Here is a 23,437-nt window from a genome sequence, read left to right on the forward strand (position 1 = left end):
TGCGTTAGCATCCCTCCCGACATTTCGCACAGGTCGGTACGACCGTGCCTACAAAAAAAATCTGCGAACTCTTTTCTCAGGGGACTTGGTGATGATGAAGAAATACCTGTCGCGACTGCTGCTCGGCGTGACCGCGCTGGTCGCGGTAACCGCCGCCCAGGCCGGCGCCATCGACGACGCGGTCAAGCGCGGCACCCTGCGTGTAGGCATGGACCCGACCTACATGCCGTTCGAGATGACCAACAAGCGTGGCGAGATCATCGGCTTCGAAGTCGACATCCTCAAGGCCATGGCCAAGTCCATGGGCGTCAAGCTGGAGATGGTGTCCACCGCCTACGACGGCATCATCCCGGCCCTGATGACCAACAAGTTCGACTTCATCGGCAGCGGCATGACGCTGACTCAGGAGCGCAACCTGCGCCTGAACTTCAGCGAACCCTTCATCGTGGTCGGCCAGACCCTGCTGATCCGCAAGGAACTGGCCGGTGAAATCAAGTCGTACAAGGACCTGAACAACGAGAAGTACCGCCTGACCTCCAAGCTCGGCACCACTGGTGAAATGGTCGCCAAGAAGCTCATCAGCAAAGCCAAGTACCACGGCTACGACAACGAGCAGGAAGGTGTGATGGACGTGGTCAACGGCAAGGCTGACGCCTTCGTCTACGACTCGCCCTACAACGTGGTGGCGGTTGAGAAAGCCGGCGCCGGCAAGCTGCTGTTCCTCGAAGAACCCTTCACTTACGAGCCGCTGGCCTTCGGCCTGAAGAAAGGCGACTACGACAGCATCAACTACATCAACAACTTCCTGCACCAGATCAAGCATGACGGGACCTACGATCGTATCCACGACAAGTGGTTCAAGAACAAGGACTGGCTGAAGGAAATGGAATAAGGCCCGGGCCACACGCCCAGGCACTGACCCCGACGCGCTAGGCGGGGTGCTTTGAACGGTTCAGGTGATGGGTTGCCTGGGCCGGCCCTATCGCCGGCAAGCCGGCTCCTACAGGAAGTCGCGTACACCTGTAGGAGCCGGCTTGCCGGCGATGGGGCCGGGCCTGCCACCTCACAACCTTGCCGCCCAAGGCACCCCCCGCGCGTTTCGCTTTTACGGAAGTACCCACGTGATCAAACACAAGAAAGCCCAGTGGCCCTGGCATGGGCTGACCGCGCTGGTCCTGGTGGGCCTGGCGCTCAGCCTGTACATGGCCACCTCGATGATTTCCTACGAGTGGCGCTGGAACCGCGTTCCGCAATACTTCGCCTACAAGGCCGAGGAAACCCAACGGGCCGCCAACTATGGCTCGGTCGAGCAAATCGTGGTGTCCGGCGACAACGCCCGGGTCACCCTGAAAGATGACAGCGGCGACACTCAGGTCATCGACGTGGCGGCCGACAGCCTGCAACTGTCCCGTGGCGACGACGTGGCCGAAGGCGATGCCATCGGTGTCACCCGTCACTGGGCGGCAGGCCCGCTGGCCTGGGGCCTGTGGACCACGTTGTGGATCTCGGTGATTTCCGGTGCCCTGGGCCTGTTGATCGGCCTGTTCGCCGGGCTGTGCCGGCTGTCCAGCAACCCGACCCTGCGCGACTTGTCCACGGTGTACGTGGAACTGGTGCGCGGCACGCCGCTGCTGGTGCAGATTTTTATCTTCTACTTCTTCATCGGCACCGTGCTCAACCTGTCCCGCGAGTTCGCAGGCGTTGCCGCGCTGGCACTGTTTACCGGTGCTTATGTGGCCGAGATCGTTCGCGCCGGCGTGCAGTCGATCGCCAAGGGCCAGAACGAAGCCGCACGCTCGCTGGGCCTGAACGGCAGCCAGTCGATGCGCCACGTGATCCTGCCGCAGGCGTTCAAGCGCGTGCTGCCGCCGCTGGCCGGGCAGTTCATCAGCCTGGTCAAGGACACCTCGCTGGTGTCGGTGATCGCCATCACCGAACTGACCAAGAGTGGCCGCGAAGCCATTACCACCTCGTTCTCGACCTTCGAGATCTGGTTCTGCGTGGCAGGCCTGTACCTGCTGATCAACCTGCCGCTGTCGCACATCGCCAGCCGGCTCGAGCGGAGGCTTGCGCAAAGTGATTGAAGTCCGTGACCTGCTGAAAGTCTTCGACACCCGCGGCCTGGTTGTGCGCGCGGTGGACAACGTCAGCACCCGCGTGGCCAAGGGCGAGGTGGTGGTGGTGCTGGGCCCTTCGGGCTCGGGCAAGTCGACCTTCCTGCGCTGCCTCAATGGCCTGGAGCATTTCGATGCCGGCCACGTGGCGATCGACGGCCTGCAGCTGGACGACCCGAAGACCGACATCAATGCCTACCGCCGCGAAGTGGGCATGGTGTTTCAGCACTTCAACCTGTTCCCGCACATGACCGTGCTGGAGAACCTGTGCCTGGCGCAGAAGGTGGTGCGCAAGCGCAACAAGGCCGAACGCGAGGCCAAGGCGCATGCGTTGCTGAAAAAGGTCGGCATTGCCGAGAAGGCCAACGAGTACCCGTCGCGCCTGTCTGGCGGCCAGCAGCAGCGGGTGGCGATTGCCCGGGCCCTGGCGATGGAGCCTAAGGTGATGCTGTTCGACGAACCCACCTCGGCGCTGGACCCGGAAATGGTCGGCGAGGTGCTGGACGTGATGAAGACCCTGGCGCAAGAGGGCATGACCATGGTCTGCGTCACCCACGAAATGGGCTTTGCCCGTGAAGTGGCCGACCGCGTGCTGTTCTTCGACCACGGCAAGCTGCTGGAAGACTCGGCGCCGCAGGCGTTCTTCGACTCGCCGAAAGACCCGCGCGCCCAGGCGTTCCTGCGCCAGGTGCTGTAGGGCCCTGATCGCCGGCAAGCCGGCTCCTACAGGTGTACGCGGTCCCCTGTAGGAGCCGGCTTGCCGGCGATGAGGCCATTACAGGCTGAACCGCCCCACCATCCCCCGCAACTCCCGCCCCAACTGCCCCAGCTCGTCGCTGGAGGCTGCCGTGCGCTCACTGGCCAGGCTGGTCTGGTCCGACACATCGCGCACGTTCATCACACTGCGGTTGATCTGCTCGGCCACCACGCTCTGCTCTTCGCTGGCCGTGGCTATCTGCTGGTTCATGCCCTGGATGGTCGACACCGTGTCAGTGATCTGCCCCAGCGCTGCGCCCGCCTTGCGGCTCAGCTCGACGCTCTGCTCGGTCAGTTGCTTGCTGTCGCCCAGCAGGCTCATCAGCTGGTCGGTGCCACCGTGCAGGCTGTCGATCAACCCCTCGATTTCTTCGGTGGACTGCTGGGTGCGCTGGGCCAGGCCACGCACTTCGTCGGCGACTACCGCAAAGCCACGCCCGGCCTCGCCGGCGCGGGCCGCTTCGATGGCGGCGTTGAGGGCCAGCAGGTTGGTTTGCTCCGACACCGACTTGATCACATCGAGGATCGAGCCGATGCGCTGGCTCTCGCCGGCCAGGTGGCCCATGGCGGCCAGGCAGTGGTCCATCTGCCCGGCCAACTGTTCGATCTGGCCGATGGCCTCGGCCACCACCTGGTCGCCCAGTTGCGCCTGCTGGTCGGCAGTGGTCGCGGCTTGTGAGGCCTGCTCGGCGTTTTGCGCCACTTCCTGCACGGTGGCGCTCATCTGGTTCATCGCCGTGGCCACCTGGTCGGTTTCTTCCTTCTGCTGGCCAACCCGTTGCTGGGTCTGCTCACTGACCGTGCCCAACTCGTCGACCGCCTCTGACAGCCGGCTCACTCCGTGTTCGATACCGCCCAGCAACTCGCGCAGGCTCAGGGTCATGGCGCGCATGCTGCCCTGCAGTTGCCCCAGCTCGTCGCGGCGGTCGATGTCGTCAACCTGGCTGAGGTCGCCGTTGGCGATGCGTTCGGCCTGGCGCAAGGTCTGGCGCAGCGGGGTGGTGATCTGCTGGCTGATCAGCCAGGCGGCCAGGCTGCCCAGCAGCAGGGCTAGCAGGGCCACGCTGGTCATCTGGCTGCGGGCGGCCAGGGCCTGCTCGTCGCGCAGGGCCACCTGGTTGTCGCTGAGCTCGCGGCTGCTGGCGGTGATCTGGTCGCCCAGGTTTTCCATGTCGTTTTGCAGCAGCTCGACGGCGATGGCGGCGCGGGCATAGCCGAGCAGTTGTTGGCGGTAACCTGCCAGTTGCTCGCCCACAGGCGCGGTCAACGCCCGGGCAGGCTTGACCCGTTCGATTAACGCGCGCAGCTCATCGAGGCTGGTTTGCGCTGATGAGATGGCCGGCTGGCCAACCTGTTCGTAGCTCTGCAGCGGCTCGCTGTAGTAAGCCGGGATGGCGGCACGCTGGTTGGCCATTTCGACATGGCGGGCGAGCCTGTCCAGCAGGTCGAGGGCCTGGCGCTGGGTGGCAGGCTGGTCGAGCGTATCCAGATGGGCCAGCAGTTGGCCCTGCAATTGGCTAAGTGTGGTATCCAGCGTGGCCTCCCGGGCCAGCAGCACCTGGCGCTGCTGCTGGCGGGTGAGGGCGGCTTTGCGCAGCTTGTCGAAGTCGGCACGGTAGCGGTTGATGAGCTCGCGCTTGCCGGCCAGCAGGCGCACGTTCTCCGGGCTCTGGTAGTGGGGCGCCATGGCGTCGATCAGGGTTTCCAGCTGCTTGAGGGTGAGCTCGAGCTGATTGCGGCTGTGCTCGTCGTCCAGCACGCGGAAGGTGATGCGTTCGGCGCGCAGGTCCTTGGCCAGGTCGTTCAGGCGGGCGATTTGCGTGAGCTTTTCCGAGCGTTCGATGGCGTCACCCAGGGCCAGCCAGCCGGCCAGGGTGGTGAGCAGGGTGAGCAGCAGTACCACGGCAAAGCCGAGGGCGAGTTTAAGGCGCACGCTGAGGTGGCCGAGCAGGCGATTGAGCGGTCCGAGCATGGTGGAACTCCGGTGAGTGATGACAGAGTGCTCATCGGCCGGAGTGGGGTCGGACTGGACCTGTAAATCGTGTGGGAAATTTCCCAGCAAGGGCTAGGAAATTTCAGCTGGAAAGCGCCCCGCAAATTGGCGCGATCACTGTAGGAGCAACTGTCTTGCGCAATTGCTAAAAGCTGGCGCAATCCCTGTGGGAGCGGGCTTGCCCGCGAACACCGGCGTAGCCGGTGCCAGCCACCGCGTCGTCTGCTTCGCGGCTAAAGCCGCTCCCACACGATTGAGCAGAGCCTGAATCAGGCGCTGTATCTGCGGAGCAATCGAGCAAGGCAGTTGCCCCTACAGGTCGCGGTAGGCCTTACAACCGGAACTTGCCCACCAACCCCTGCAGGTGGGTGCCCAGGCGCGCCAGCTCCACGCTGGAGCTTGCGGTCTCTTCACTGGCGGCGGAGGTCTGGTCGGAGATGTCGCGCACGTTCATCACGCTGCGGTTGATCTCCTCGGCTACCGCGCTTTGCTGCTCGGCGGCGGTGGCGATCTGCTGGTTCATCGCCTGGATCGACGACACAGTACGGGTGATGGTGTCCAGCGAGCCGCCGGCGCGGCGGGTCAGCTCGACGCTGCTGTCGGTCAGCGCGCGGCTGTTGTCCATCACGCTGGCCACCCGTTGGGTGCCGCTTTGCAGGGCGGCGATCAGCTCTTCGATCTCTTCGGTGGACTGCTGGGTGCGCTGGGCCAGGCTGCGCACCTCGTCGGCCACCACCGCAAAGCCACGGCCGGCTTCACCGGCACGGGCGGCTTCGATGGCGGCGTTCAACGCCAGCAGGTTGGTTTGCTGGGCCACCGACTTGATCACATCGAGCACGCTACCGATCTTGTCGCTTTCGGCTTTGAGCTGGTTCATCGCCTCGCTGGAGTTGACCACCTCGCCGGCCAGGCGCTCGATCTGGGCGATGGCTTCGCCCACCACCTTGTCACCCTCGCGGGCCTGCTGGTCGGCCATCAGCGCGGCTTCCGAGGCTTGCTCGGCGTTGCGTGCGACTTCCTGCACGGTGGCAGCCATCTCGTTCATGGCGGTGGCCACCTGGTCGGTCTCGACCTTCTGGTTGTTCACCCCGGCGCTGGTCTGCTCGGTTACCGCCGACAGCTCTTCAGCGGCGCTGGCGATCTGTGTGACACCGTCGCCAATACCGCCGATCAGCTGGCGCAGGCCCTGGGTCATGCGCTGCATGCTGGCCTGCAACTGGCCGAGCTCATCGCGACGCTCCACCACCAGGTCCTGGCGCAGGTCGCCGTTGGCCACGCGCTCGGCGGCGGCCAGGGTCTGGCGCAGCGGCACGATGATCTGCCGGGTGATGGCGAAGGCGGCGAGCACGCCCAGCAGCATGGCCAGCAAGGTGGCACCGCCGAGCATGGTCTTGGCCTGTTGGGTGCCCTGGTCGCGCACTTCGGTTTGCGATACGGTCATCGCCACGCTGGTGTCGAGCAGCACCTGGCCTTGCACCGACATGCGTTGCAGGGCCTGCTCACTGGCGCTCTGGGCGTTGCCGAACTGGTTCACCGCATCGCGGTAGGCGGCCATGGCGCTGGCCGAGTCGTCCAGGCTGGCGGCGTATTCGGCGGGCAGGCGGGCCGGCAGGGCCTTGAGCAAGGCCACCGCCTGGTCGATGGCGTTGAGTGCGGTTTGCTGGAACTCGGCCTTGCCGCTATAGGTGTAGCCGCGCACCTGGAAGCGCGCCTGCTGCAACAGGGCGCTGGCCTGCACGGCCTCCTGGTATTGCTGGATGTCCCCGCCCTGCAGCAGGCGCTGCTGGATCTTGCCGAGCAGCTCGGCGGCCTTGTCGGCGCTGTCACCCAGCACGCCACGGCTGGCCTCGCGGCGCTGGCCGGCCTGGCGCAGTTCGGTGAAGCTTTGCTGGTACTGGCGCACGGCATCTTGTTGCTGGGCCAGGCGCTGGCGGTCGGCGGGGGCTTCGATCTGCCCGAGCATCAATTGCACCTGGCGCTCGAGGTTGCCCAGGGCCTTTTCCAGCTCGGCCACGGAGGCCTCGTCAGGGCTGCGCTGGTAATGCTGGCGGGCGATGCGCAGCTCCTGGGTGTACTGGTGGATCACCGAGATGTTGCCCAGCTTGTCGCCGCGCTCGGTCACCTTGTCGATACCCATCCAGCCGGTGAAGGTGATGCCCAGGGTGAGCAGCAGCACCAGGCCGAAACCGATCCCCAACTTGCGATTGACGCTTACATTCCCCAGTGACTGGGCAACCCAACGGTACATAGACGACTCCCCGGCTTCGGCAGTGCAGATTGTTGTTCTGTTGCACAGGCCATCGGCGCGGGGCGGGGAAACTTGATGGTGAAAACCTGACCCGTCTGTCAGAAAATTCGCGACAGCAATGCGGTGACGGCAGTCTCGACACGCAGAATGCGATCGCCCAGTTGCACCGGTTGCAGACCGGCCTTGGCCAGCAGGTCGACTTCGTACGGGATCCAGCCGCCTTCAGGGCCGATTGCCAGGGTTACCGGGCCTTCGACGGCGCGTGGGCAGGCAGGGTAGGGGCCGGGGTGGCCGACCAGGCCGAGGGTGTCGGCTGCAATTGCAGGCAGGCGGTCTTCGACGAACGGCTTGAAGCGCTTTTCGATGATCACCTCGGGCAGCACGGTGTCGCGGGCTTGCTCAAGGCCGAGGATGAGGTTCTCGCGGATCGCCTCGGGGGCCAGGAACGGCGTTTGCCAGAAGCTCTTTTCGACCTTGTAGCTGTTGACCAGAATCAGCCGCGGCACGCCCAGGGTGGCGATGGTCTGGAACAGCCGGCGCAGCATCTTCGGGCGCGGCACGGCCAGCACCAGGGTCAGCGGCAGTTTGGCCGGGGGCGCCTGCTCGAAGGCCACTTGCAGCTCGGCTTCGTGGCCTTCCAGGCGGACCACCTCGGCCTTGCCCATCAACCCGCCGATGCGCCCCACGCGCAAGCTGTCACCCACCGCCACGCGGTGGATCTCCTGCATGTGGGTGAAGCGCCGGTCGGCCAGCACCACACGGTCGGCCGCGACGAAGTCGGCCTCCTCGAGCAACAGCAGGTTCACGGCTGGGTAGCTGGCGGTTGGTCGTTGTGGTCGTCCGCAGCCTCGTCTCGCCCGTGGCTGCGCTTGCGGATCAGGCTGCCGAACAGCAGCCCGATTTCGAACAGCATCCACATGGGCACGGCCAGCAGGGTCTGCGAGAAGATGTCCGGCGGGGTGAGGATCATGCCGACCACGAAGCAGCCGATGATCACGTACGGGCGGACCTTTTTCAGGTACTGCACGTCGACCACGCCGATCCACACCAGCAGCACCACCGCCACCGGGATCTCGAAGGCCACCCCGAAGGCGAAGAACAGGGTCATGACGAAGTCGAGGTAGCTGGCGATGTCGGTCATCATCGACACGCCTTCGGGGGTGGCCTTGGCGAAGAAGCCGAACATCAGCGGGAACACCAGGAAGTACGCAAACGCCATGCCGGCGTAGAACAACAGGATGCTCGACACCAGCAGCGGGATGGCGATGCGCTTTTCGTGGCGGTACAGGCCGGGCGCGATGAAGCCCCAGATCTGCTGCAGGATGAACGGGATCGCCAAGAACAGCGAGACGATCATGGTCAGCTTGAACGGCGTGAGGAACGGCGAAGCCACATCGGTGGCAATCATCGTCGCGTTGGCCGGCAAGTGGTCGCGCAGCGGCGCCGACACCAGGGTGTAGATCTGCTGGGCGAAGCTGAACAGCCCGGCAAAGATCAAAAAGATGGCGGCAACGCAGCGCAGCAGGCGCGTGCGCAGCTCGGTCAGGTGCGAGACCAGCGGCATCGGCTGGTCATGTTCCGGGTTCTCGCTCATGGCGCTCGCGGTGGTTGTGGCGGCTCGGAGGGTGGCGTTGCGGCCGGCTGCTCGGCAGTGGCGGCAGGTACTGCGGGTGTTTCAGCGCTGGCCGGGGCGGCGGCGGGCGGTGTTGCCGGTGCCTGCGGATTGAGGATGCGCTTGGCTTCCTCCTCCATTTGCAGGATGTGCTCGTTGTGCAACTGGCGGCGGATGTCGTCGGCGCCGATTTCGCGCTCCACTTCCATCTTGATGGCGTTGAAGCTGCGCTTGAGGCGGCCGATCCACAGGCCGGCCGTGCGCGCGGCACCGGGCAGGCGCTCGGGGCCGAGCACCAGCAACGCCACCAGGCCGACGAGCAGCAGTTCGCTGAAGCTGATGCCGAACATGGGTCAGTCTTTCCGTTGTGGCTCTTGGACCGGCTGGGCCTGGCCTTCGATGGTGTGGCCCTGGGTTGGCTGGGCGGTGTTCTGCTGTACCGGCGGCACGGGTTGTGCGGGCGGCGGGGTCTGTTCGGCGGGTTTGGTCTCTTCTTCGTTCATGGCCTTGCGAAAGCCCTTGATCGACTCGCCCAGGTCGCTGCCGAAGTTCTTCAGTTTTTTGGTGCCGAACACCAGCACCACGACGACCAGCAGGACGATCCAGTGTTTCCAGTCAAAAATACCCATTTCAAGCTCCTGAAAAAACTCAGGCTCCCGCAGGTCTGGCACGATCCTGTGGGAGCGGGTTTACCCGCGAACAAGGGCGAAGCCCTTGCCATTTACCGCGGCGCCTGGTTCGCGGGTGAACCCGCTCCCACAGGGAGTGTTGTAAGTCAGGCCGACGGCTGCCGTGCGGCCTTTTCGTCATGCCCGGACAACCCGAAGCGGCGGTCCAGTTCGTCCAGCACCGCCTGCGGGTGCTGGCCCAGTGCGCTGAGCATCACCAGGCTATGGAACCACAGGTCGGCGGTTTCGTAGATGACATCGCTGCAATCTTTGCTGATGGCCGCATCCTTGGCGGCGATGATGGTCTCGACGGACTCTTCGCCGAGCTTCTCGAGAATCTTGTTCAGGCCTTTATGATAGAGGCTGGCCACGTAGCTGCTGTCGGGTGCGGCATTTTTACGTTGCTCCAGCACTTCGGCCAGGCGGTCGAGGGTGTCGCTCATGTTCAGTGCCCTGCGCTGTAGATGGCGTGGGGGTCCTTGAGGACCGGGTCGACGGTTTTCCACTGGCCGTTGTCGAAGACGCGGTAGAAGCAGCTTTCACGGCCGGTATGGCAGGCGATATGGCCCAGTTGCTCGACCATCAGGATGATCACGTCGGCGTCGCAGTCCAGGCGCATTTCGTGCAGTTTTTGCACATGGCCCGACTCTTCGCCCTTGCGCCACAGCTTGCCCCGCGAGCGCGACCAGTAGATGGCGCGTTGCTCGGTGGCGGTCAGGGCGAGGGATTCACGGTTCATCCAGGCCATCATCAGCACGCGCCCGGTCTTGTGGTCCTGGGCGATTGCCGGTACCAGGCCATCGTCGTTCCACTTGATCTCGTCCAGCCAGTCTTTCATCGTCGACTCCAAACCAGGCCCGCTCCCGTACCGGGCCCCTGTGCCCTAGTGTGCCAGCCAGCGGCGCGGCTGGCTATCGGCGCACGATCAGGTACAACCCGGCGGCCAGCATCAGCCAGGCCGGCCAGGCGGCCGGGGCGCTGAGGCTGACCGCACCGGCGGCCAGGGTGGCGCCACCGGCGAGCAGGCCGGCGCCCAGCAGGCGCAGCGCCCAGTTGTCGCCGCCACGGCGCCGCTCGGGCAGTTGCGGGTCGTGCAGGTGCGGCTGCGACAGGCGCTCGAGCAGGTCGCGGGTCATGTCGGCCAGGTGCGGCAGTTGCTCGGCCTGGCTGTACAGGTTGCCGAACACAGCCTTCGGGCTCATGCGCTCGCGCATCCAGCGTTCGAGGAACGGCTTGGCGGTGCTCCACAGGTCCAGGTCGGGGTACAGCTGGCGGCCCAGGCCTTCGATGTTGAGCAGGGTCTTCTGCAACAGCACCAGTTGCGGCTGCACTTCCATGTTGAAGCGCCGCGCGGTCTGGAACAGGCGCATCAGCACCTGGCCGAAGGAGATGTCCTTCAGCGGTTTTTCGAAGATCGGTTCGCACACGGTGCGGATCGCCGCCTCGAACTCGTTGACCTTGGTTTGTGCCGGCACCCAGCCCGAATCGATGTGCAGCTGGGCCACGCGGCGGTAGTCGCGCTTGAAGAAGGCGATCAGGTTGCGCGCCAGGTAGTCCTGGTCCTCGGACGTGAGGCTGCCGACGATGCCGCAGTCGATGGCGATGTACTGCGGGCTCCACGGCTTGACCGTGCTGACGAAGATGTTGCCCGGGTGCATGTCGGCGTGGAAGAAGCTGTCGCGGAACACCTGGGTGAAGAACACCTCGACGCCGCGCTCGGCAAGCATCTTCATGTCGGTGCGCTGGTCGGCCAGGGTCGCCATGTCGGTGACCGGCACGCCGTAGATGCGCTCCATCACCAGCACCTTGGGCCGGCAGAAATCCCAGTACACCTGCGGCACGTACATCAGCTCCGAGCCTTCGAAGTTGCGCCGCAGCTGGCTGGCGTTGGCCGCCTCGCGCAGCAGGTCGAGTTCGTCGTAGATGGTTTTTTCGTAGTCGCCGACGATCTCCACCGGGTGCAGGCGTCGGGCATCGGCCGAGGCGCGCTCGGCGGCCTTGGCGATCAGGAACAGCCAGGCCAGGTCCTGGGCGATGACTGGCTTCAGGCCCGGGCGCACCACCTTGACCACCACCTCTTCGCCGCTCTTGAGCCGTGCTGCATGCACCTGGGCCACCGAGGCCGAGGCCAGCGGCTCGACGTCGAAACGGCTGAACACCTCGTTGACCTTCGCCCCGAGCTGCGCCTCGATCAGCGCCACGGCCTGCTTGGGGTCGAACGGCGGCACGCGGTCCTGCAGCAGCATCAGCTCGTCGGCGATGTCGGTGGGCAGCAGGTCGCGGCGGGTCGACAGCAACTGGCCGAACTTGATGAAGATCGGCCCCAAATCCTGCAGCGCCAGGCGCATGCGTGCGCCGCGGCTCAGCTCCAGCGGCTTGCGCGGGAACCAGCGCCAGGGCATCAGCAGGCGCAGGCTGGCCAGCCACCAGGGCAGCAGGGGTTGTTCGAACAGCAGATCATCGAGGCGGTAGCGGATCACGACGCGCTGGATGCGCAACAGACGGCGGACGGCGAGCAGCTTCATGCGTTATCGCTGGTATCAAGAGTGTGGGCGAGGCGGCGCAGGCGCGCCTCGAGGCGGTCGAGGTCGACTTTCAGCGCATCGAGCTCGCTGAACGCCGCCTCGGCTTCACGTTTGCCGACCAGGGTGCGCGACTCTTCGGCCAGGTATTCGGAGAGGTTCTGGCTGAACCGCGCCAGGCCTTGCTGGGTCCAGCGGGCGCGCAGGCGCACGTGGCCGGCCAGCAGTGCAGTGGGCACCGGGCCGAGCATGCGTTGCAGTTCGTACTCCCAGTCCAGCTCCAGGTCCTGCAGCACGCCGACCAGGTCCAGCAGCACGGCGCTGTCGCCGTGCAGTTGCACCTGCGGGCTGTGCAGCACGGCGTTCTTGTCCTTGGCCAGGGCCAGTTGCGCCAGGCGCCCGGCGGGGGCGCGCAGGGTGCAGTCGACCTCGCCCTCCCAGTGGGCGGCGAGCATCAGGCCCTCTTCGTCGGGCAGCACGAACAGCTTCAGGGCCGGCTGCAGGCAGTCGATCTCGACCACCTTGCCTTCCAGCGCGGCCAGGCGCGGCAGCGCCGTGCTGTCCATGCGCAGCACACGGTTGAGGCCGTGTTCGGCGCTGGCAAGAAGGCCGGCCAGCAGCATCAGGGCTTGATTCCCCGGTGCACGGCGACGATACCGCTGGTCATGTTGTGGTAGGTGACGCGGTCGAAACCGGCCTCGACCATCATGCTTTTCAGCGTCTCCTGGTCGGGGTGCATGCGGATCGACTCGGCGAGGTAACGGTAGCTCTCGGAGTCGTTGGTGATCAGCTTGCCGGCCAGCGGCATGAAGGCGAACGAGTAAGCGTCGTAGGCCTTGGACATCAGCTTGCTGGTGGGCTTGGAGAACTCCAGCACCAGCAGGCGGCCACCGGGCTTGAGCACCCGCAGCATCGAGCGGATGGCCTCGTCCTTGTGCGTCACGTTGCGCAGGCCGAAGGCGATGGTCACGCAGTCGAAGTGGTTGTCGGGGAAGGGCAGTTTTTCGGCGTCGGCCTGGACGAACTCGATGTTGCCGGCAACGCCCCGGTCGAGCAGGCGGTCACGGCCGACCTTGAGCATCGATTCGTTGATGTCGGCCAGCACCACCTGGCCGGTCGGGCCGACCAGGCGCGAGAACTTGGCAGCCAGATCACCGGTGCCACCGGCGATGTCCAGCACGCGGTTGCCGGTGCGCACGCCGGACAGTTCGATGGTGAAGCGCTTCCACAGGCGGTGCATGCCACCGGACAGCACGTCGTTCATCAGGTCGTACTTGGCGGCGACGGAGTGGAACACCTCGGCGACTTTTTTCGCCTTCTGGCTTTCAGGCACGTCCTGGTAGCCGAAATGGGTGGTGGGTTCGGCGTGGTCGCCTTTGCGCTGGTCGGTCATATCGCTTCACCGGTAAAAAATTACCGCCATTCTATGGGCTGCGGGCGGTTTTGTCTTGGCGGGGTGTGTCGCCGCGCGGGCGGGGGCATAATGCGGCCATTGTCTTCATATCCAGGAACACCCGCATGACCCAGATCAGCGTCGAACGCAAACACAGCCTCGGGCGCGAGGCCGCCCGGGCCAAGGCCGAAGCACTGGTGGACAAACTCAGCCGCGAGTACGACCTCAAGGCCAGCTGGAACGGCGACCGCGTCGACGTGGCCCGCAGCGGCGCCAACGGCAGCGTGCACATCGGTGATGACAGCATTCGCGTGGAGCTCAAGCTGGGCATGATGCTGTCGATGATGAGCGGCACCATCAAGGGCGAAATCGAGCGGGCGCTGGACAAGGCCCTGGCCTGACGGCCAAGCGCTGTCTCTGTAGGAGCGGCCTTGTGTCGCGATTGGGCTGCGCAGCAGCCCCTGGATCTCGGCATCATGCAAAATCGCCGGGGCTGCTGCGCAGCCTGATCGCGACACAAGGCCGCTCCTACAGGGGCTGCATGCCATTCAAGCCTCCCACGCCCAGCACCCACCTTAGGGTGAGAATTCTAATTTCCTTCCCTACCTTATGCTCCAGGCCCGAATCCATGGGCAGTTCCTCCCTCCCCCGAACGAGCATGAGGTACAGAGCATGGCCAAAGTGAACCTTAAGCAGGACCACACCCAGGGCACCCTGGGCGAAGTGCGCGGCTACGCGCGCAAGATCTGGCTGGCGGGCATTGGCGCTTACGCCCGTGTCGGCCAGGAAGGCTCCGACTACTTCAAGGAGCTGGTAAAAGCCGGCGAAGGCGTCGAGAAGCGCGGCAAGAAGCGCCTGGACAAGGCTGTTGATGCGGCCAACACGCAAATCGACGAGGCCACCCAGGAAGTCACCCGGGTACCTGGCCGGGTCGAGGCCCAGCTGGACAAAATCGAGAAAGCCTTCGACGAGCGCGTAGGGCGCGCCTTGAATCGCCTCGGCATTCCGTCTAAACATGACGTTGAGGCGTTGTCCATCAAGCTTGAACAGCTGCACGAGCTGCTCGAGCGCGTCGCGCACAAACCATAAGGAGAGCAGGATGGCTGGCAAGAAGAATTCCGACAAAGAAGGCAGCTCCTGGGTCGGCGGGATCGAGAAGTACTCCCGCAAGATCTGGCTGGCAGGGCTGGGTATCTACTCCAAGATCGACCAGGACGGCCCGAAGCTGTTCGACTCGCTGGTAAAAGATGGCGAGAAGGCCGAAAAAACCGCGAAGAAAACCGCCGAAGACGTGGCCGAAACTGCCAAGTCGTCGACGACTTCGCGAGTGTCCGGCGTCAAGGACCGTGCCCTGGGCAAGTGGAGCGAGCTCGAAGAAGCCTTCGACAAGCGCCTGAACAGCGCCATCTCGCGCCTGGGCGTGCCCAGCCGCAACGAGATCAAGGCCCTGCACCAGCAGGTCGACACCTTGACCAAGCAGATCGAAAAACTCACCGGCGCGTCGGTGACCCCGGTCTCCAAGGCCGCTGCCAGCAAGACCGCAGCCAAGCCATTGGCCAAGGCGCCGGCCAAGCCTGCGGCGAAAACCGCAGCGGCAAAACCTGCGGCCAAGCCTGCTGCTAAAACTGCGGCGGCAAAACCTGCTGCCAAACCTGCGGCAAAACCGGCAGCCAAGCCTGTTGCAGCCAAGCCAGCAGCGGCCAAGAAGCCTGCCGTGAAAAAGGCGCCGGCCAAGCCAGCAGCCAAGCCTGCCGCCACCCCGGCAGCCACTGCCGCCCCGGCGCCAAGCGCGGCCCCGGCCAGCAGCACACCGTCGGCACCGGTAAACGCGGCCACCCAGGCCTGATACCGCGTCGGCCCCTTCGCGGGTGAACCCGCTCCCACAGGATGTGCAAAACCTGTGGGAGCGGGTTTACCCGCGAATGCCGCCACACAAATCTTCCAGGCTCAGCCCTCCAGGTACCTCATCGCCAGCTGCTCCGCCGCTGCACGCGCCGGCGCCTGCAGGTGCGGTGCCACCAGCATCATGATCTGGTACACCACCACCCCTACATCCCCCTCGCGGCCCAGCACCCGCTGGTAGTCCAGCGAGCACATCAGGGTGAGCGTTATCTGCTCCACCAGTTGCCCCAGCGCCTGGGTTTCGCTGGTCACCAGCCCCTGGCGCTTGAGGCTGGCCAGCAGTGCGGCCAGCGTGCGCTTGAGCGCGTTGATCAGGCTGCGCATGCCCCGCGCCAGCTTGGGCAGGCGGCCGGTAAGGTTGGAAAGGTCCTGGAACAGGAAGCGGTACTGGGCCATGCGCTCGACGATCAGGTGCAGGAACAGCCAGTAGTCCTCGGCGTCCAGGCGCACGTCCAGTGGCGGGTCGAGCAGCGGCATCAGCTGTTCTTCGAAACGCTCGAACAGGCCGATCACCAACGGCTCCTTGCCGTGGAAGTGGTAGTACAGGTTGCCTGGGCTGATGCCCATCTCGTTGGCGATTTCCAGGGTCGAGACGTTCGGCTCGCCCTGCTGGTTGAACAGCGCCAGGGCGCATTCAAGGATGCGGTCGCGGGTTTTCATCAGTTCAGCGTGCCAGTACGTAGGTGCCTGGCGCAGGGCCCAGCGGTGGATAGGTGGCGTTGCCAAGCTCGGTGCGCGGCGCTTTCAAGGTGCCGGAGCGCGGGCCGATCCAGTCCAGCCACAGCGGCCACCAGCTGCCGTCGCGGCGCTGGGCGTCGTGGAACCAGGCGCGCGGGTCGCTGGAAAGCCGCGGATTTTCCAGGTAGTAGGCCTTGGGGTTGCCGGGCGGGTTGATGATGCTCTGGATATGCCCGCTGTTGGCCAGCACGAAGCGCCGTTCGCCGCCCAGCAGCAAGGCCGAGCGGTACACCGCGTCCCACGGCGTGATGTGGTCGTTGCTGCCGGCCACGGTGAAACTGTCCACACCTACCTGCTTGAGGTCGATGGGTGTGCCGCACACCTCCAGGCCGTCGGCGAAGGTCAGCGGGTTGAGCTTGAAGAAGTCCAGCAGGTCGCCGTGCAGCGCTGCCGGCAGGCGGGTATTGTCGGCGTTCCAGTAGAGGATGTCGAAGGCCGGCGGCGCCTTGCCCAGCAGGTAGTTGTTGACCCAGTAGTTCCAGATCAGGTCGTTGGGCCGCATCCAGGCGAAGATCCGCGCCACCTCGCCGCCGTCGAGCACGCCGCGCTGGTACGAGCGGCGCTTGGCGGCCTCGATGGTCTGCTCGTCGGCGAACAGGCTGGCGGGGCTGTCGAACTGGCTGTCCAGCAGGCTCACCAGGTAGGTGGCGCTGCGTACCTTGCGCAGTTGCTGTTTGGCATTCAGGTGGCCCTGCAGCGCGGCCATGGTCAGGCCGCCGGCGCAGGCACCCATGAGGTTGGGGTCACGGCTGCCGCTGATGCTGCGACAGGCGTTCAGCGCTTCTTCCAGCGCCTGTACGTAGCTCGACAGGCCCCACTCGCGGTGGCGCGGGTCGGGGTTGCGCCAGCTGACCATGAACACCTGCAGGCCGTGCTTGAGCATGTACTGCACGAAGCTGTTGGTCGGGCCGAGGTCGAAGATATAGAACTTGTTGATCTGCGGCGGCACCACCAGCAGCGGGCGGGCGTACTGTTTTTCGCTCAAGGGTTTGTACTGGATCAGCTCCAGCAGGTCGTTGCGAAACACCACCGCGCCCGGGGTGGTGGCCAGGTTGCCGCCCACTTCGAAGGCACGCTCGTCCACCTGGCGCGGTAGGCCGTCGTTGTGGCGCAGGTCGTCGAGCAGGTGGCTGGCGCCGCGCAGCAGGCTCTGGCCGCCGGTGTTGAGCAGCTCCTTCACTGCCAGCGGGTTGAGCAGCGAGTTGCTGGGTGACAGGGCGTCGTTGATCAGGTTGAACAAAAACTGCGCGCGGGCGCGGTCGTCATGGCTCAGCGAGCTTTCTTCGATCCACAGGCGGGTCTGCTTCTGCCAGGCCAGGTACGCCTGCAGGCCGCGGCGGTAGAGCGGGTTCTGGCTCCAGGTCGGGTCGCTGAAGCGGTTGTCGCGCGGGTGCGGCTGGTAGGGGGTGTCACCCAGCATCACCCGGCCGAGCGTCCCGCCCAGCTCCAGCAGGTGGCGGGCGGTGTGCAGCGGGTGGCGCAGGCCGTGGCGGCCGACATGGCGCAAGGTCGAGAGCAGGTCGCGACCGCGCAGGCCGGTGATGGCGTTCTGCACGTTCATGCTGGTGGCGGGTGCCGGGGCCGTCCCGGGTGCCGGTTTGTCTTTCATGCCAACACTCCATCGTTGAGCAATCGGGCCAGTATCAGGGCTTGCCTGCTCTGGTGGTTCTGCCCATCACTGGTCGATCCAGCAAGGACCTGTGGGAGCAACTGTCTTGTGCTGCCTGAACCGGCCTCATCGCCGGCAAGCCGGCTCCTACAGGTACGGCACTGGCCTGAAGCTTATGCAGTCCCCTGTGGGAGCGGCTTTAGCCGCGAACACCGGCGTAGCCGGTGCCATCCACCGCGCTGCCTGCTTCGCGGCTAAAGCCGCTCCCACAAGGGTCGAGGTGCGTTTGAGCGTCAATATCAGGCGCCCGAAGCCGGGCGCGGGTGCATGACCGCGCGTTGGCGTTCCTGCTGGAGGAATTTCATGATGATCGGCGCGACGGCTTCGGCCCGGGTGATCAGGAACAGGTGGCCGTCGTCGATTATGTGTAGCTGTGCATTGGGAATCCGCCAGGCCAGCAGGCGCATGTTCACCAGCGGGATCAGCGGGTCGTCGTCACCGGCCAGCACCAGGGTTGGCTGGTGGATCTTGTGCAGCCAGTGGATGCTGGTCCAGCCAAGGCCTGCGAACAGCTGCCAGTAGTAGCCCAGCTTGCCGCCGGAGCGCACCTTCGAGGCGTGGTGCAGGGCCAGGTCCGGGTCGCGGCGAAAGCCGCCGCCATAGATGGTCGGGGCAATGCGGATGACATGCGATGGCTGGATGTAGCGCCTTGGGCTTGCCATCATCCACAGCACCTTGGGCTTGCCCGGCACCATCACTGCGCCGGCGGCGGTGGCGGCCAGCACCAGCTTCTTGCAGCGCTCGGGGTAGTCGTGGGCGAACTGCTGGGCCAGCGCGCCGCCCCAGGACACGCCGATCACGTTGACCTGGCCGTAGTCCAGGTAGTCGAGCATGCGCGCGGTGAGCTTGGCCAGGCCGGGAAAGCGGTAGGGGTGGCGCGGCGTCGACGAGCCGCCGACCCCGGGTACGTCGAAGGCGATCACTTCAAGGTCCGGGTCCAGCGCCTCGATGAACGGGAACACCAGCTCCAGGTTGGCGCCGATGCCGTTGAAAATCAGCAGCGGCGTCAGGTGCGGCTTGCCCGGGCGGACCGCGGTGCGGATCGACTGGTCGTCCAGCTCGACGGTCCTGAACAGGTACGGTTGCGACATGCGCGTGGCTCTTTAGGTGAGTGGGCACGCGCTGCGCCCAGCGGCGCAACGCGGCACGGGCACTCAGCGTTCGTGGACGTAGGTACCGGGTGAGGCTTCGCCGGCGGCGTAGGCGCGGTTGCCCAGGCGCGTGGGGGCCTTTTTCAGCTCGCCGCCGCGCTCGCCCAGCCAGGCCTGCCAGTGCAGCCACCAGGAGTCGGCGTGCTTGATGGCGTTTTCCTGCCAGGCCACCGGGTCGTCCGGGCGGTCCTCGCCGGTCATGAAGCGCGCCTTGGGGTTGCCCGGCGGGTTGAGGATGCTCTGGATATGCCCGCTGTTGGACAGTACGAACTCGATCTTGCCGCCGAACAGGTGCGCCGAGCGGTAGCACGACTGCCACGGGGTGATGTGGTCGGCGGTGCCGGCAACGCTGTAGATGTCGCAGTCGACGGTCTTCAGGTCGATGGCAGTGCCGCACACCTCCAGGGCCTTGGAGCGGGTCAGCGGGTTGTTCTTGAACATCTCGATCAAGTCGCCGTGGAAGGCGGCCGGCAGGCGCGTGGTGTCGTTGTTCCAGAACAGGATGTCGAATACAGGCGGGGCGTTGCCCAGCAGGTAGTTGTTGACCCAGTAGTTCCAGATCAGGTCGTTGGGGCGCATCCAGGCGAACACCTTGGCCATGTCGCTACCTTCGAGCACGCCTGACTGATACGAGTGGCGCTTGGCGGCTTCCAGGGTCTGCTCGTCGACGAACAGCGCCACCTGGGTTTCCATGGTGGTGTCGAGCACGCTCACCAGCAGCGTGAGGGCGTTGACCTTCTTTTCGCCCAGCGCTGCATAGTGGCCCACCAGCGCGGTGCAGGTGATGCCGCCGGAGCAGGCGCCGAGCATGTTCAAGTCCTTACTGCCGGTGATCGCCAGTACCGCATCGACGGCTTCCTTGAGCGCGTCGATGTAGGTCGACAGGCCCCACTCGCGCTGGGCCTTGGTGGGGTTGCGCCAACTGATGATGAAGGTCTGCTGCTGCGAGCGCAGGCAGAAGCGTGCCAGGCTCTTTTCCGGGCTCAGGTCGAATACGTAGAACTTGTTGATCTGCGGCGGCACCACCAGCAGCGGGCGGCTGTGCACCTGCTCGGTGATCGGCTTGTACTGGATCAGCTCGAGCACGTCGTTGCGGTACACCACCGAACCTTCGCTGGTGCCGAGGTTCTTGCCCACCTCGAACGCCTCCATGTTCACCTGGCTGGGCATGCCGCCGTTGTTGACCATGTCCTTGGCCAGGTTGGACAGGCCATCGAGCAGGCTCTTGCCGCCGGTCTCGAAGAAGCGCTTGATCGCCGCCGGGTTGGAGAGGGTGTTGGTGGGCGCCATGGCCTCGGTCATCAGGTTGATGACGAACTGCCCGCGGCTGATGTCCTGGGGCGACAGGTCGCTGCTGCTGACCCAGTCGTTGAGCTCCTTGCGCCAGGCCAGGTAGGTTTGCAGGTAGCGGCGGTACAGCGGGTTCTGGCTCCAGGCCGGGTCGGCGAAGCGGCGGTCGTCGCCTTCGGGCTGCAGGCTCGACTTGCCCAGCAGCACGTTCTTCAGTTCCAGGCCGAAATGCGCCACGTGCTTGGCGCTGTGCAAGGGCTGGCGTACCGCCTGGCGCAATACCGTGCGCGCCGAGGTCAGCAGGTCCTTGCGGCGAATACCGATGACCGGGTTCAGCCCCAGGGTGTTTTCCGAGGCCTGCCGCTGCAACTCATCGTTGTTCTTGTTACTCATCTACGACGCTCCGTTGTCCTGAGACGAGTACCGGCGTGCTGTGACAGCCCGGTACTGCTACTCGGGTGACCAGTGATAAGGAACAGCGGTGCTGCGACCGGTTGCGCGGGGGTGGTAGAGCTGCGGGGTGTTCTGCGTGTGAAGACAGCCTGCGCATTCTCGCGACCACTACGTACCGGCCTGGCCCTGCTTGCCCATGAAACGATGCAGGGAACTTGCCAGCTCCATTGGTTACCCGACTTTCATGTAATGCGCAAGACAGCCCGTCACTGGGCTGTCTGTAAGGCATTCAAGCAGATGAGATTAGAAAATGCGCTCTAACTCGTAGGAACCTTGCGCTAGAGCATCAGCTTCACGACCGATTCGGCCGGGTCGCGGGACTTGCCGGCCTTGTGCAGGTCGTCCAGGTACTCGGCCCACAGTTGCTCCTGGCGCAGGCACAGCTGCTCGAGGTATTCCCAGGTGAACAGGCCTGAGTCATGGCCGTCGTCGAAGGTCAGTTTCAGTGCATATTGGCCGGCAGGCTCAAGGCCCGAGAGGCCTACGTTGATCTTGCCAAATTGCAGGATGGGATTGCCGTGGCCCTGGACCTCGGCAGAGGGAGAGTGCACCCGCAGAAATTCGGCGGGCAGGTGGTAGACCTCGCCGGGGGCGTAGGTGAGGGTGAGGGTTTTCGAGGCTTTGTGCAGGTTGATGGCGGTGGGCAGGCGGGCCATTTCAGGAATCTCTCGGCAGCTGATGGGGCACAGCTTCCAGCTTATGGGGGAGGGATTCAAGGGCCATTGGGGCTGCTGCGCAGCCCTTTCGCGGCACAAGGCCGCTCCTACAGGGGGCGGTGATTTCCTGTAGGAGCGGCCTTGTGCCGCGAAAGGGCCGCGCAGCGGCCCCTGCGGTCTTACAGGATGTAACGCGACAGGTCTTCGTTCTGTGCCAGCTCACCCAGGTGGCTGTTCACGTACGCGGCGTCGATGTTGATCGGCGTCTCGTCGTGGGCGCTGGCCAGGTCGCCGGCGCTGAACGACACCTCTTCGAGCAGGCGCTCGAGCAGGGTGTGCAGGCGGCGGGCACCGATGTTCTCGGTCTTTTCGTTGACCTGGAAGGCGATCTCGGCCAGGCGCTTGATGCCCTCGTCGGCAAACGCGATGTTCAGGCCTTCGGTCTTGAGCAGGGCGCTGTACTGCTCGGTCAGCGAGGCGTGCGGTTCTTTGAGGATGCGCTCGAAGTCTTCCGGGGTCAGCGCCTTGAGCTCGACACGGATCGGCAGGCGGCCCTGCAGTTCAGGCACCAGGTCGCTCGGCTTGCTCAGGTGGAAGGCGCCCGAGGCGATGAACAGGATGTGGTCGGTCTTGACCATGCCCAGCTTGGTGTTGACGGTGCAGCCTTCGATCAGCGGCAGCAGGTCGCGCTGCACGCCTTCACGGGACACATCGGCACCGCCGACGTTGCCGCGCTTGGCCACCTTGTCGATCTCGTCGATGAACACGATACCGTGCTGCTCGACCGCCTCCAGGGCCTTGGCCTTGAGTTCTTCCTCGTTGACCAGGCGGCTGGCTTCTTCTTCGCGGACCATCTTCAGCGCGTCCTTGACCTTCAGCTTGCGCGCCTTGCGCTTGCCCTTGCCCATGTTGGCGAACAGGCTTTGCAGCTGGTTGGTCATTTCTTCCATGCCGGGAGGTGCGGCGATTTCCACGCCGGTGTTCTCGGCCACTTCGATCTCGATTTCCTTGTCGTCCAGCTGGCCTTCGCGCAGGCGCTTGCGGAACAGCTGGCGGGTGTTGGAATCGCTGCTGGTCTGCGCGGCTTCCTCGCTGAAGCTGCTGACCCGCGCCTGCGGCAGCAGGGCGTCGAGGATGCGGTCTTCGGCGGCGTCTTCGGCGCGGTGGCGCACGCGGACGATCTCTTGCTCGCGCAGCATCTTCAGCGCGGCATCGGCCAGGTCGCGGATGATCGACTCGACGTCACGGCCGACGTAGCCGACTTCGGTGAACTTGGTCGCTTCGACCTTGATGAACGGCGCGTTGGCCAGCTTGGCCAGGCGACGGGCGATTTCGGTCTTGCCCACGCCAGTGGGGCCGATCATCAGGATGTTCTTCGGGGTCACTTCCTGGCGCAGCTCGGCCGGCAGTTGCATGCGCCGCCAGCGGTTGCGCAGGGCAATGGCCACGGCGCGCTTGGCGTCGTCCTGGCCGATGATGTGGCGGTTGAGTTCGTGGACGATTTCGCGGGGGGTCATGGACATGGTGAATACGGTCCTGGGTCGAAGTGGGTCAGCGTGGAAAAGTCCCGCACCGGGCGGGACGCCAGAACAGCTGATTACTCGGCCAGGTCCTGCTCCTCGATGGTCAGGTTGTGGTTGGTGAACACGCAGATGTCGCCGGCGATGTTCAGCGCGGCCTCGGTGATTTCCCGGGCCGACAGGTCGGTCTTGTTCAGCAGGGCGCGGGCTGCGGCCTGGGCGTAGCCACCGCCGGAACCCATGGCGATCAGGCCGTCTTCGGGTTCGACCACATCACCGTTGCCGGTGATGATCAGCGAGGCGTCCTTGTTGGCCACCGCCAGCATTGCCTCCAGGCGGCTCAGGGAGCGGTCGGTACGCCACTCTTTGGCCAGCTCCACGGCGGCACGCACCAGGTGGCCGGAGTGTTTCTGCAACTGGGCTTCGAAGCGTTCGAACAGGGTGAAGGCATCGGCCGTGGCACCGGCGAAGCCGGCGATGACCTGGCCGTTGTACAGGCGGCGCACTTTTTTTGCGTTGCCTTTCATCACGGTGTTGCCCAGGGATACCTGGCCATCGCCGCCCATGACGACTTTGCCGTTACGGCGGACAGAAACGATGGTAGTCAAGGGAGTGTCTCCACGCAGCGGGGCGAAAATGCCTGTTGCAGAGACATATGGGGGTGGGGGGAAGGATTTCAACCGGGGGGGATGAGCGGTCGGCGTCGAACAGGCTCATCGGTGTTGCTGCATTCGCGGGTAAACCCGCTCCCA

General features: G+C 65.0%; 24 protein-coding genes and 1 pseudogene. 6 read left to right on the forward strand and 19 right to left on the reverse strand.

Annotation, left to right across the window (positions count from 1 at the left end; translation table 11 throughout):
* Positions 1 to 94: 94 nt before the first annotated feature.
* The 3 genes from ACI2KK_RS08110 to ACI2KK_RS08120 all read left to right on the forward strand — a co-directional run bounded on the left by ACI2KK_RS08110 (position 95) and on the right by ACI2KK_RS08120 (position 2,811).
* Complete coding sequence (locus tag ACI2KK_RS08110; RefSeq protein WP_217843664.1) at positions 95 to 892, forward strand: transporter substrate-binding domain-containing protein; 798 nt, start codon at positions 95 to 97, stop codon at positions 890 to 892.
* A 229-nt stretch (positions 893 to 1,121) separates the two neighbouring features.
* Positions 1,122 to 2,084 (forward strand): amino acid ABC transporter permease, encoded by a 963-nt coding sequence (locus tag ACI2KK_RS08115; RefSeq protein WP_404668541.1) that lies wholly within the window; start codon positions 1,122 to 1,124, stop codon positions 2,082 to 2,084.
* A complete protein-coding gene (locus ACI2KK_RS08120; protein WP_217888678.1) occupies positions 2,077 to 2,811 on the forward strand; it encodes an amino acid ABC transporter ATP-binding protein in 735 nt (244 codons plus the stop codon). The genes ACI2KK_RS08115 and ACI2KK_RS08120 overlap by 8 nt, the downstream gene beginning before the upstream one ends.
* Before the next feature lie 78 nt (positions 2,812 to 2,889).
* Here ACI2KK_RS08120 and ACI2KK_RS08125 read toward each other — a convergent pair whose 3' ends face one another.
* The 12 genes and pseudogenes from ACI2KK_RS08125 to ubiE all read right to left on the reverse strand — a co-directional run bounded on the left by ACI2KK_RS08125 (position 2,890) and on the right by ubiE (position 13,306).
* On the reverse strand, positions 2,890 to 3,762 hold the full coding sequence (locus ACI2KK_RS08125) for a methyl-accepting chemotaxis protein (RefSeq protein ID WP_404668585.1): 873 nt from the start codon (positions 3,760 to 3,762) through the stop codon (positions 2,890 to 2,892).
* Positions 3,745 to 4,842: pseudogene (locus ACI2KK_RS08130) on the reverse strand (methyl-accepting chemotaxis protein); the annotation flags it as partial. The pseudogene ACI2KK_RS08130 and the gene ACI2KK_RS08125, both read right to left, overlap by 18 nt.
* Before the next feature lie 352 nt (positions 4,843 to 5,194).
* Positions 5,195 to 7,111, reverse strand: a complete 1,917-nt coding sequence (locus ACI2KK_RS08135) for a methyl-accepting chemotaxis protein (RefSeq protein ID WP_404668542.1) — start codon at positions 7,109 to 7,111, stop codon at positions 5,195 to 5,197.
* Between the two features lie 98 nt (positions 7,112 to 7,209).
* Positions 7,210 to 7,917, reverse strand: a complete 708-nt coding sequence (locus ACI2KK_RS08140) for a 16S rRNA (uracil(1498)-N(3))-methyltransferase (RefSeq protein WP_404668543.1) — start codon at positions 7,915 to 7,917, stop codon at positions 7,210 to 7,212.
* Complete coding sequence (tatC, locus tag ACI2KK_RS08145; protein WP_404668544.1) at positions 7,914 to 8,705, reverse strand: twin-arginine translocase subunit TatC; 792 nt, start codon at positions 8,703 to 8,705, stop codon at positions 7,914 to 7,916. Before tatC ends, ACI2KK_RS08140 begins: the two co-directional genes overlap by 4 nt.
* Positions 8,702 to 9,073, reverse strand: coding sequence for a Sec-independent protein translocase protein TatB (tatB, locus tag ACI2KK_RS08150; protein WP_404668545.1), 372 nt, complete (start codon positions 9,071 to 9,073; stop codon positions 8,702 to 8,704). Before tatB ends, tatC begins: the two co-directional genes overlap by 4 nt.
* Positions 9,074 to 9,076: 3 nt before the next feature.
* Positions 9,077 to 9,352 (reverse strand): twin-arginine translocase TatA/TatE family subunit, encoded by a 276-nt coding sequence (locus ACI2KK_RS08155; protein ID WP_217887252.1) that lies wholly within the window; start codon positions 9,350 to 9,352, stop codon positions 9,077 to 9,079.
* Positions 9,353 to 9,498: 146 nt separating this feature from the next.
* Positions 9,499 to 9,834: a phosphoribosyl-ATP diphosphatase gene (locus ACI2KK_RS08160; protein WP_404668546.1), complete on the reverse strand. Its 336-nt coding sequence runs from the start codon at positions 9,832 to 9,834 to the stop codon at positions 9,499 to 9,501.
* A gap of 2 nt (positions 9,835 to 9,836) precedes the next feature.
* Positions 9,837 to 10,229, reverse strand: coding sequence for a phosphoribosyl-AMP cyclohydrolase (hisI, locus tag ACI2KK_RS08165; RefSeq protein WP_217887254.1), 393 nt, complete (start codon positions 10,227 to 10,229; stop codon positions 9,837 to 9,839).
* Between the two features lie 73 nt (positions 10,230 to 10,302).
* Complete coding sequence (ubiB, locus tag ACI2KK_RS08170) at positions 10,303 to 11,916, reverse strand: ubiquinone biosynthesis regulatory protein kinase UbiB (protein ID WP_404668547.1); 1,614 nt, start codon at positions 11,914 to 11,916, stop codon at positions 10,303 to 10,305.
* Complete coding sequence (locus ACI2KK_RS08175) at positions 11,913 to 12,536, reverse strand: SCP2 domain-containing protein (RefSeq protein ID WP_369988462.1); 624 nt, start codon at positions 12,534 to 12,536, stop codon at positions 11,913 to 11,915. Before ACI2KK_RS08175 ends, ubiB begins: the two co-directional genes overlap by 4 nt.
* Entirely contained in the window at positions 12,536 to 13,306 is a 771-nt protein-coding gene (ubiE, locus tag ACI2KK_RS08180; RefSeq protein WP_404668548.1) for a bifunctional demethylmenaquinone methyltransferase/2-methoxy-6-polyprenyl-1,4-benzoquinol methylase UbiE, read from the reverse strand. Before ubiE ends, ACI2KK_RS08175 begins: the two co-directional genes overlap by 1 nt.
* A 125-nt stretch (positions 13,307 to 13,431) precedes the next feature.
* Between ubiE and ACI2KK_RS08185 the strand changes: the two genes are divergently transcribed.
* The 3 genes from ACI2KK_RS08185 to ACI2KK_RS08195 all read left to right on the forward strand — a co-directional run bounded on the left by ACI2KK_RS08185 (position 13,432) and on the right by ACI2KK_RS08195 (position 15,152).
* On the forward strand, positions 13,432 to 13,707 hold the full coding sequence (locus ACI2KK_RS08185; protein WP_404668549.1) for a polyhydroxyalkanoic acid system family protein: 276 nt from the start codon (positions 13,432 to 13,434) through the stop codon (positions 13,705 to 13,707).
* 271 nt (positions 13,708 to 13,978) lie between these two features.
* Positions 13,979 to 14,395 (forward strand): phasin family protein, encoded by a 417-nt coding sequence (locus tag ACI2KK_RS08190; protein WP_404668550.1) that lies wholly within the window; start codon positions 13,979 to 13,981, stop codon positions 14,393 to 14,395.
* Between the two features lie 10 nt (positions 14,396 to 14,405).
* Positions 14,406 to 15,152 carry a phasin family protein gene (locus ACI2KK_RS08195; RefSeq protein WP_404668551.1) on the forward strand — a complete coding sequence of 249 codons (747 nt, stop codon included), beginning with the start codon at positions 14,406 to 14,408 and terminating at the stop codon, positions 15,150 to 15,152.
* Between the two features lie 101 nt (positions 15,153 to 15,253).
* On the opposite strand, the gene ACI2KK_RS08200 is transcribed toward ACI2KK_RS08195, so the two are convergent.
* The 7 genes from ACI2KK_RS08200 to hslV form a co-directional block, all read right to left on the reverse strand.
* The gene (locus ACI2KK_RS08200) at positions 15,254 to 15,868 is read right to left on the reverse strand and encodes a TetR/AcrR family transcriptional regulator (RefSeq protein WP_217887260.1); all 615 of its coding nucleotides are present in this window, start codon (positions 15,866 to 15,868) and stop codon (positions 15,254 to 15,256) included.
* Positions 15,869 to 15,872: 4 nt separating this feature from the next.
* Positions 15,873 to 17,555 carry a class II poly(R)-hydroxyalkanoic acid synthase gene (gene phaC, locus ACI2KK_RS08205; RefSeq protein ID WP_404668552.1) on the reverse strand — a complete coding sequence of 561 codons (1,683 nt, stop codon included), beginning with the start codon at positions 17,553 to 17,555 and terminating at the stop codon, positions 15,873 to 15,875.
* A gap of 299 nt (positions 17,556 to 17,854) precedes the next feature.
* Complete coding sequence (gene phaZ, locus ACI2KK_RS08210) at positions 17,855 to 18,706, reverse strand: poly(3-hydroxyalkanoate) depolymerase (RefSeq protein ID WP_217840676.1); 852 nt, start codon at positions 18,704 to 18,706, stop codon at positions 17,855 to 17,857.
* Between the two features lie 63 nt (positions 18,707 to 18,769).
* Positions 18,770 to 20,449 carry a class II poly(R)-hydroxyalkanoic acid synthase gene (phaC, locus tag ACI2KK_RS08215; RefSeq protein ID WP_404668553.1) on the reverse strand — a complete coding sequence of 560 codons (1,680 nt, stop codon included), beginning with the start codon at positions 20,447 to 20,449 and terminating at the stop codon, positions 18,770 to 18,772.
* Positions 20,450 to 20,787: 338 nt separating this feature from the next.
* Positions 20,788 to 21,165 carry a gamma-butyrobetaine hydroxylase-like domain-containing protein gene (locus tag ACI2KK_RS08220; protein ID WP_217887263.1) on the reverse strand — a complete coding sequence of 126 codons (378 nt, stop codon included), beginning with the start codon at positions 21,163 to 21,165 and terminating at the stop codon, positions 20,788 to 20,790.
* 179 nt (positions 21,166 to 21,344) lie between these two features.
* On the reverse strand, positions 21,345 to 22,688 hold the full coding sequence (hslU, locus tag ACI2KK_RS08225; RefSeq protein WP_404668554.1) for an ATP-dependent protease ATPase subunit HslU: 1,344 nt from the start codon (positions 22,686 to 22,688) through the stop codon (positions 21,345 to 21,347).
* A gap of 74 nt (positions 22,689 to 22,762) precedes the next feature.
* Positions 22,763 to 23,293, reverse strand: a complete 531-nt coding sequence (gene hslV, locus ACI2KK_RS08230; protein ID WP_011536056.1) for an ATP-dependent protease subunit HslV — start codon at positions 23,291 to 23,293, stop codon at positions 22,763 to 22,765.
* Positions 23,294 to 23,437: the final 144 nt, after the last annotated feature.

It is taken from the genome of Pseudomonas sp. NPDC089406, assembly GCF_044900265.1.
GTDB classification, from domain to species: Bacteria; Pseudomonadota; Gammaproteobacteria; order Pseudomonadales; family Pseudomonadaceae; genus Aquipseudomonas; species Aquipseudomonas fakonensis.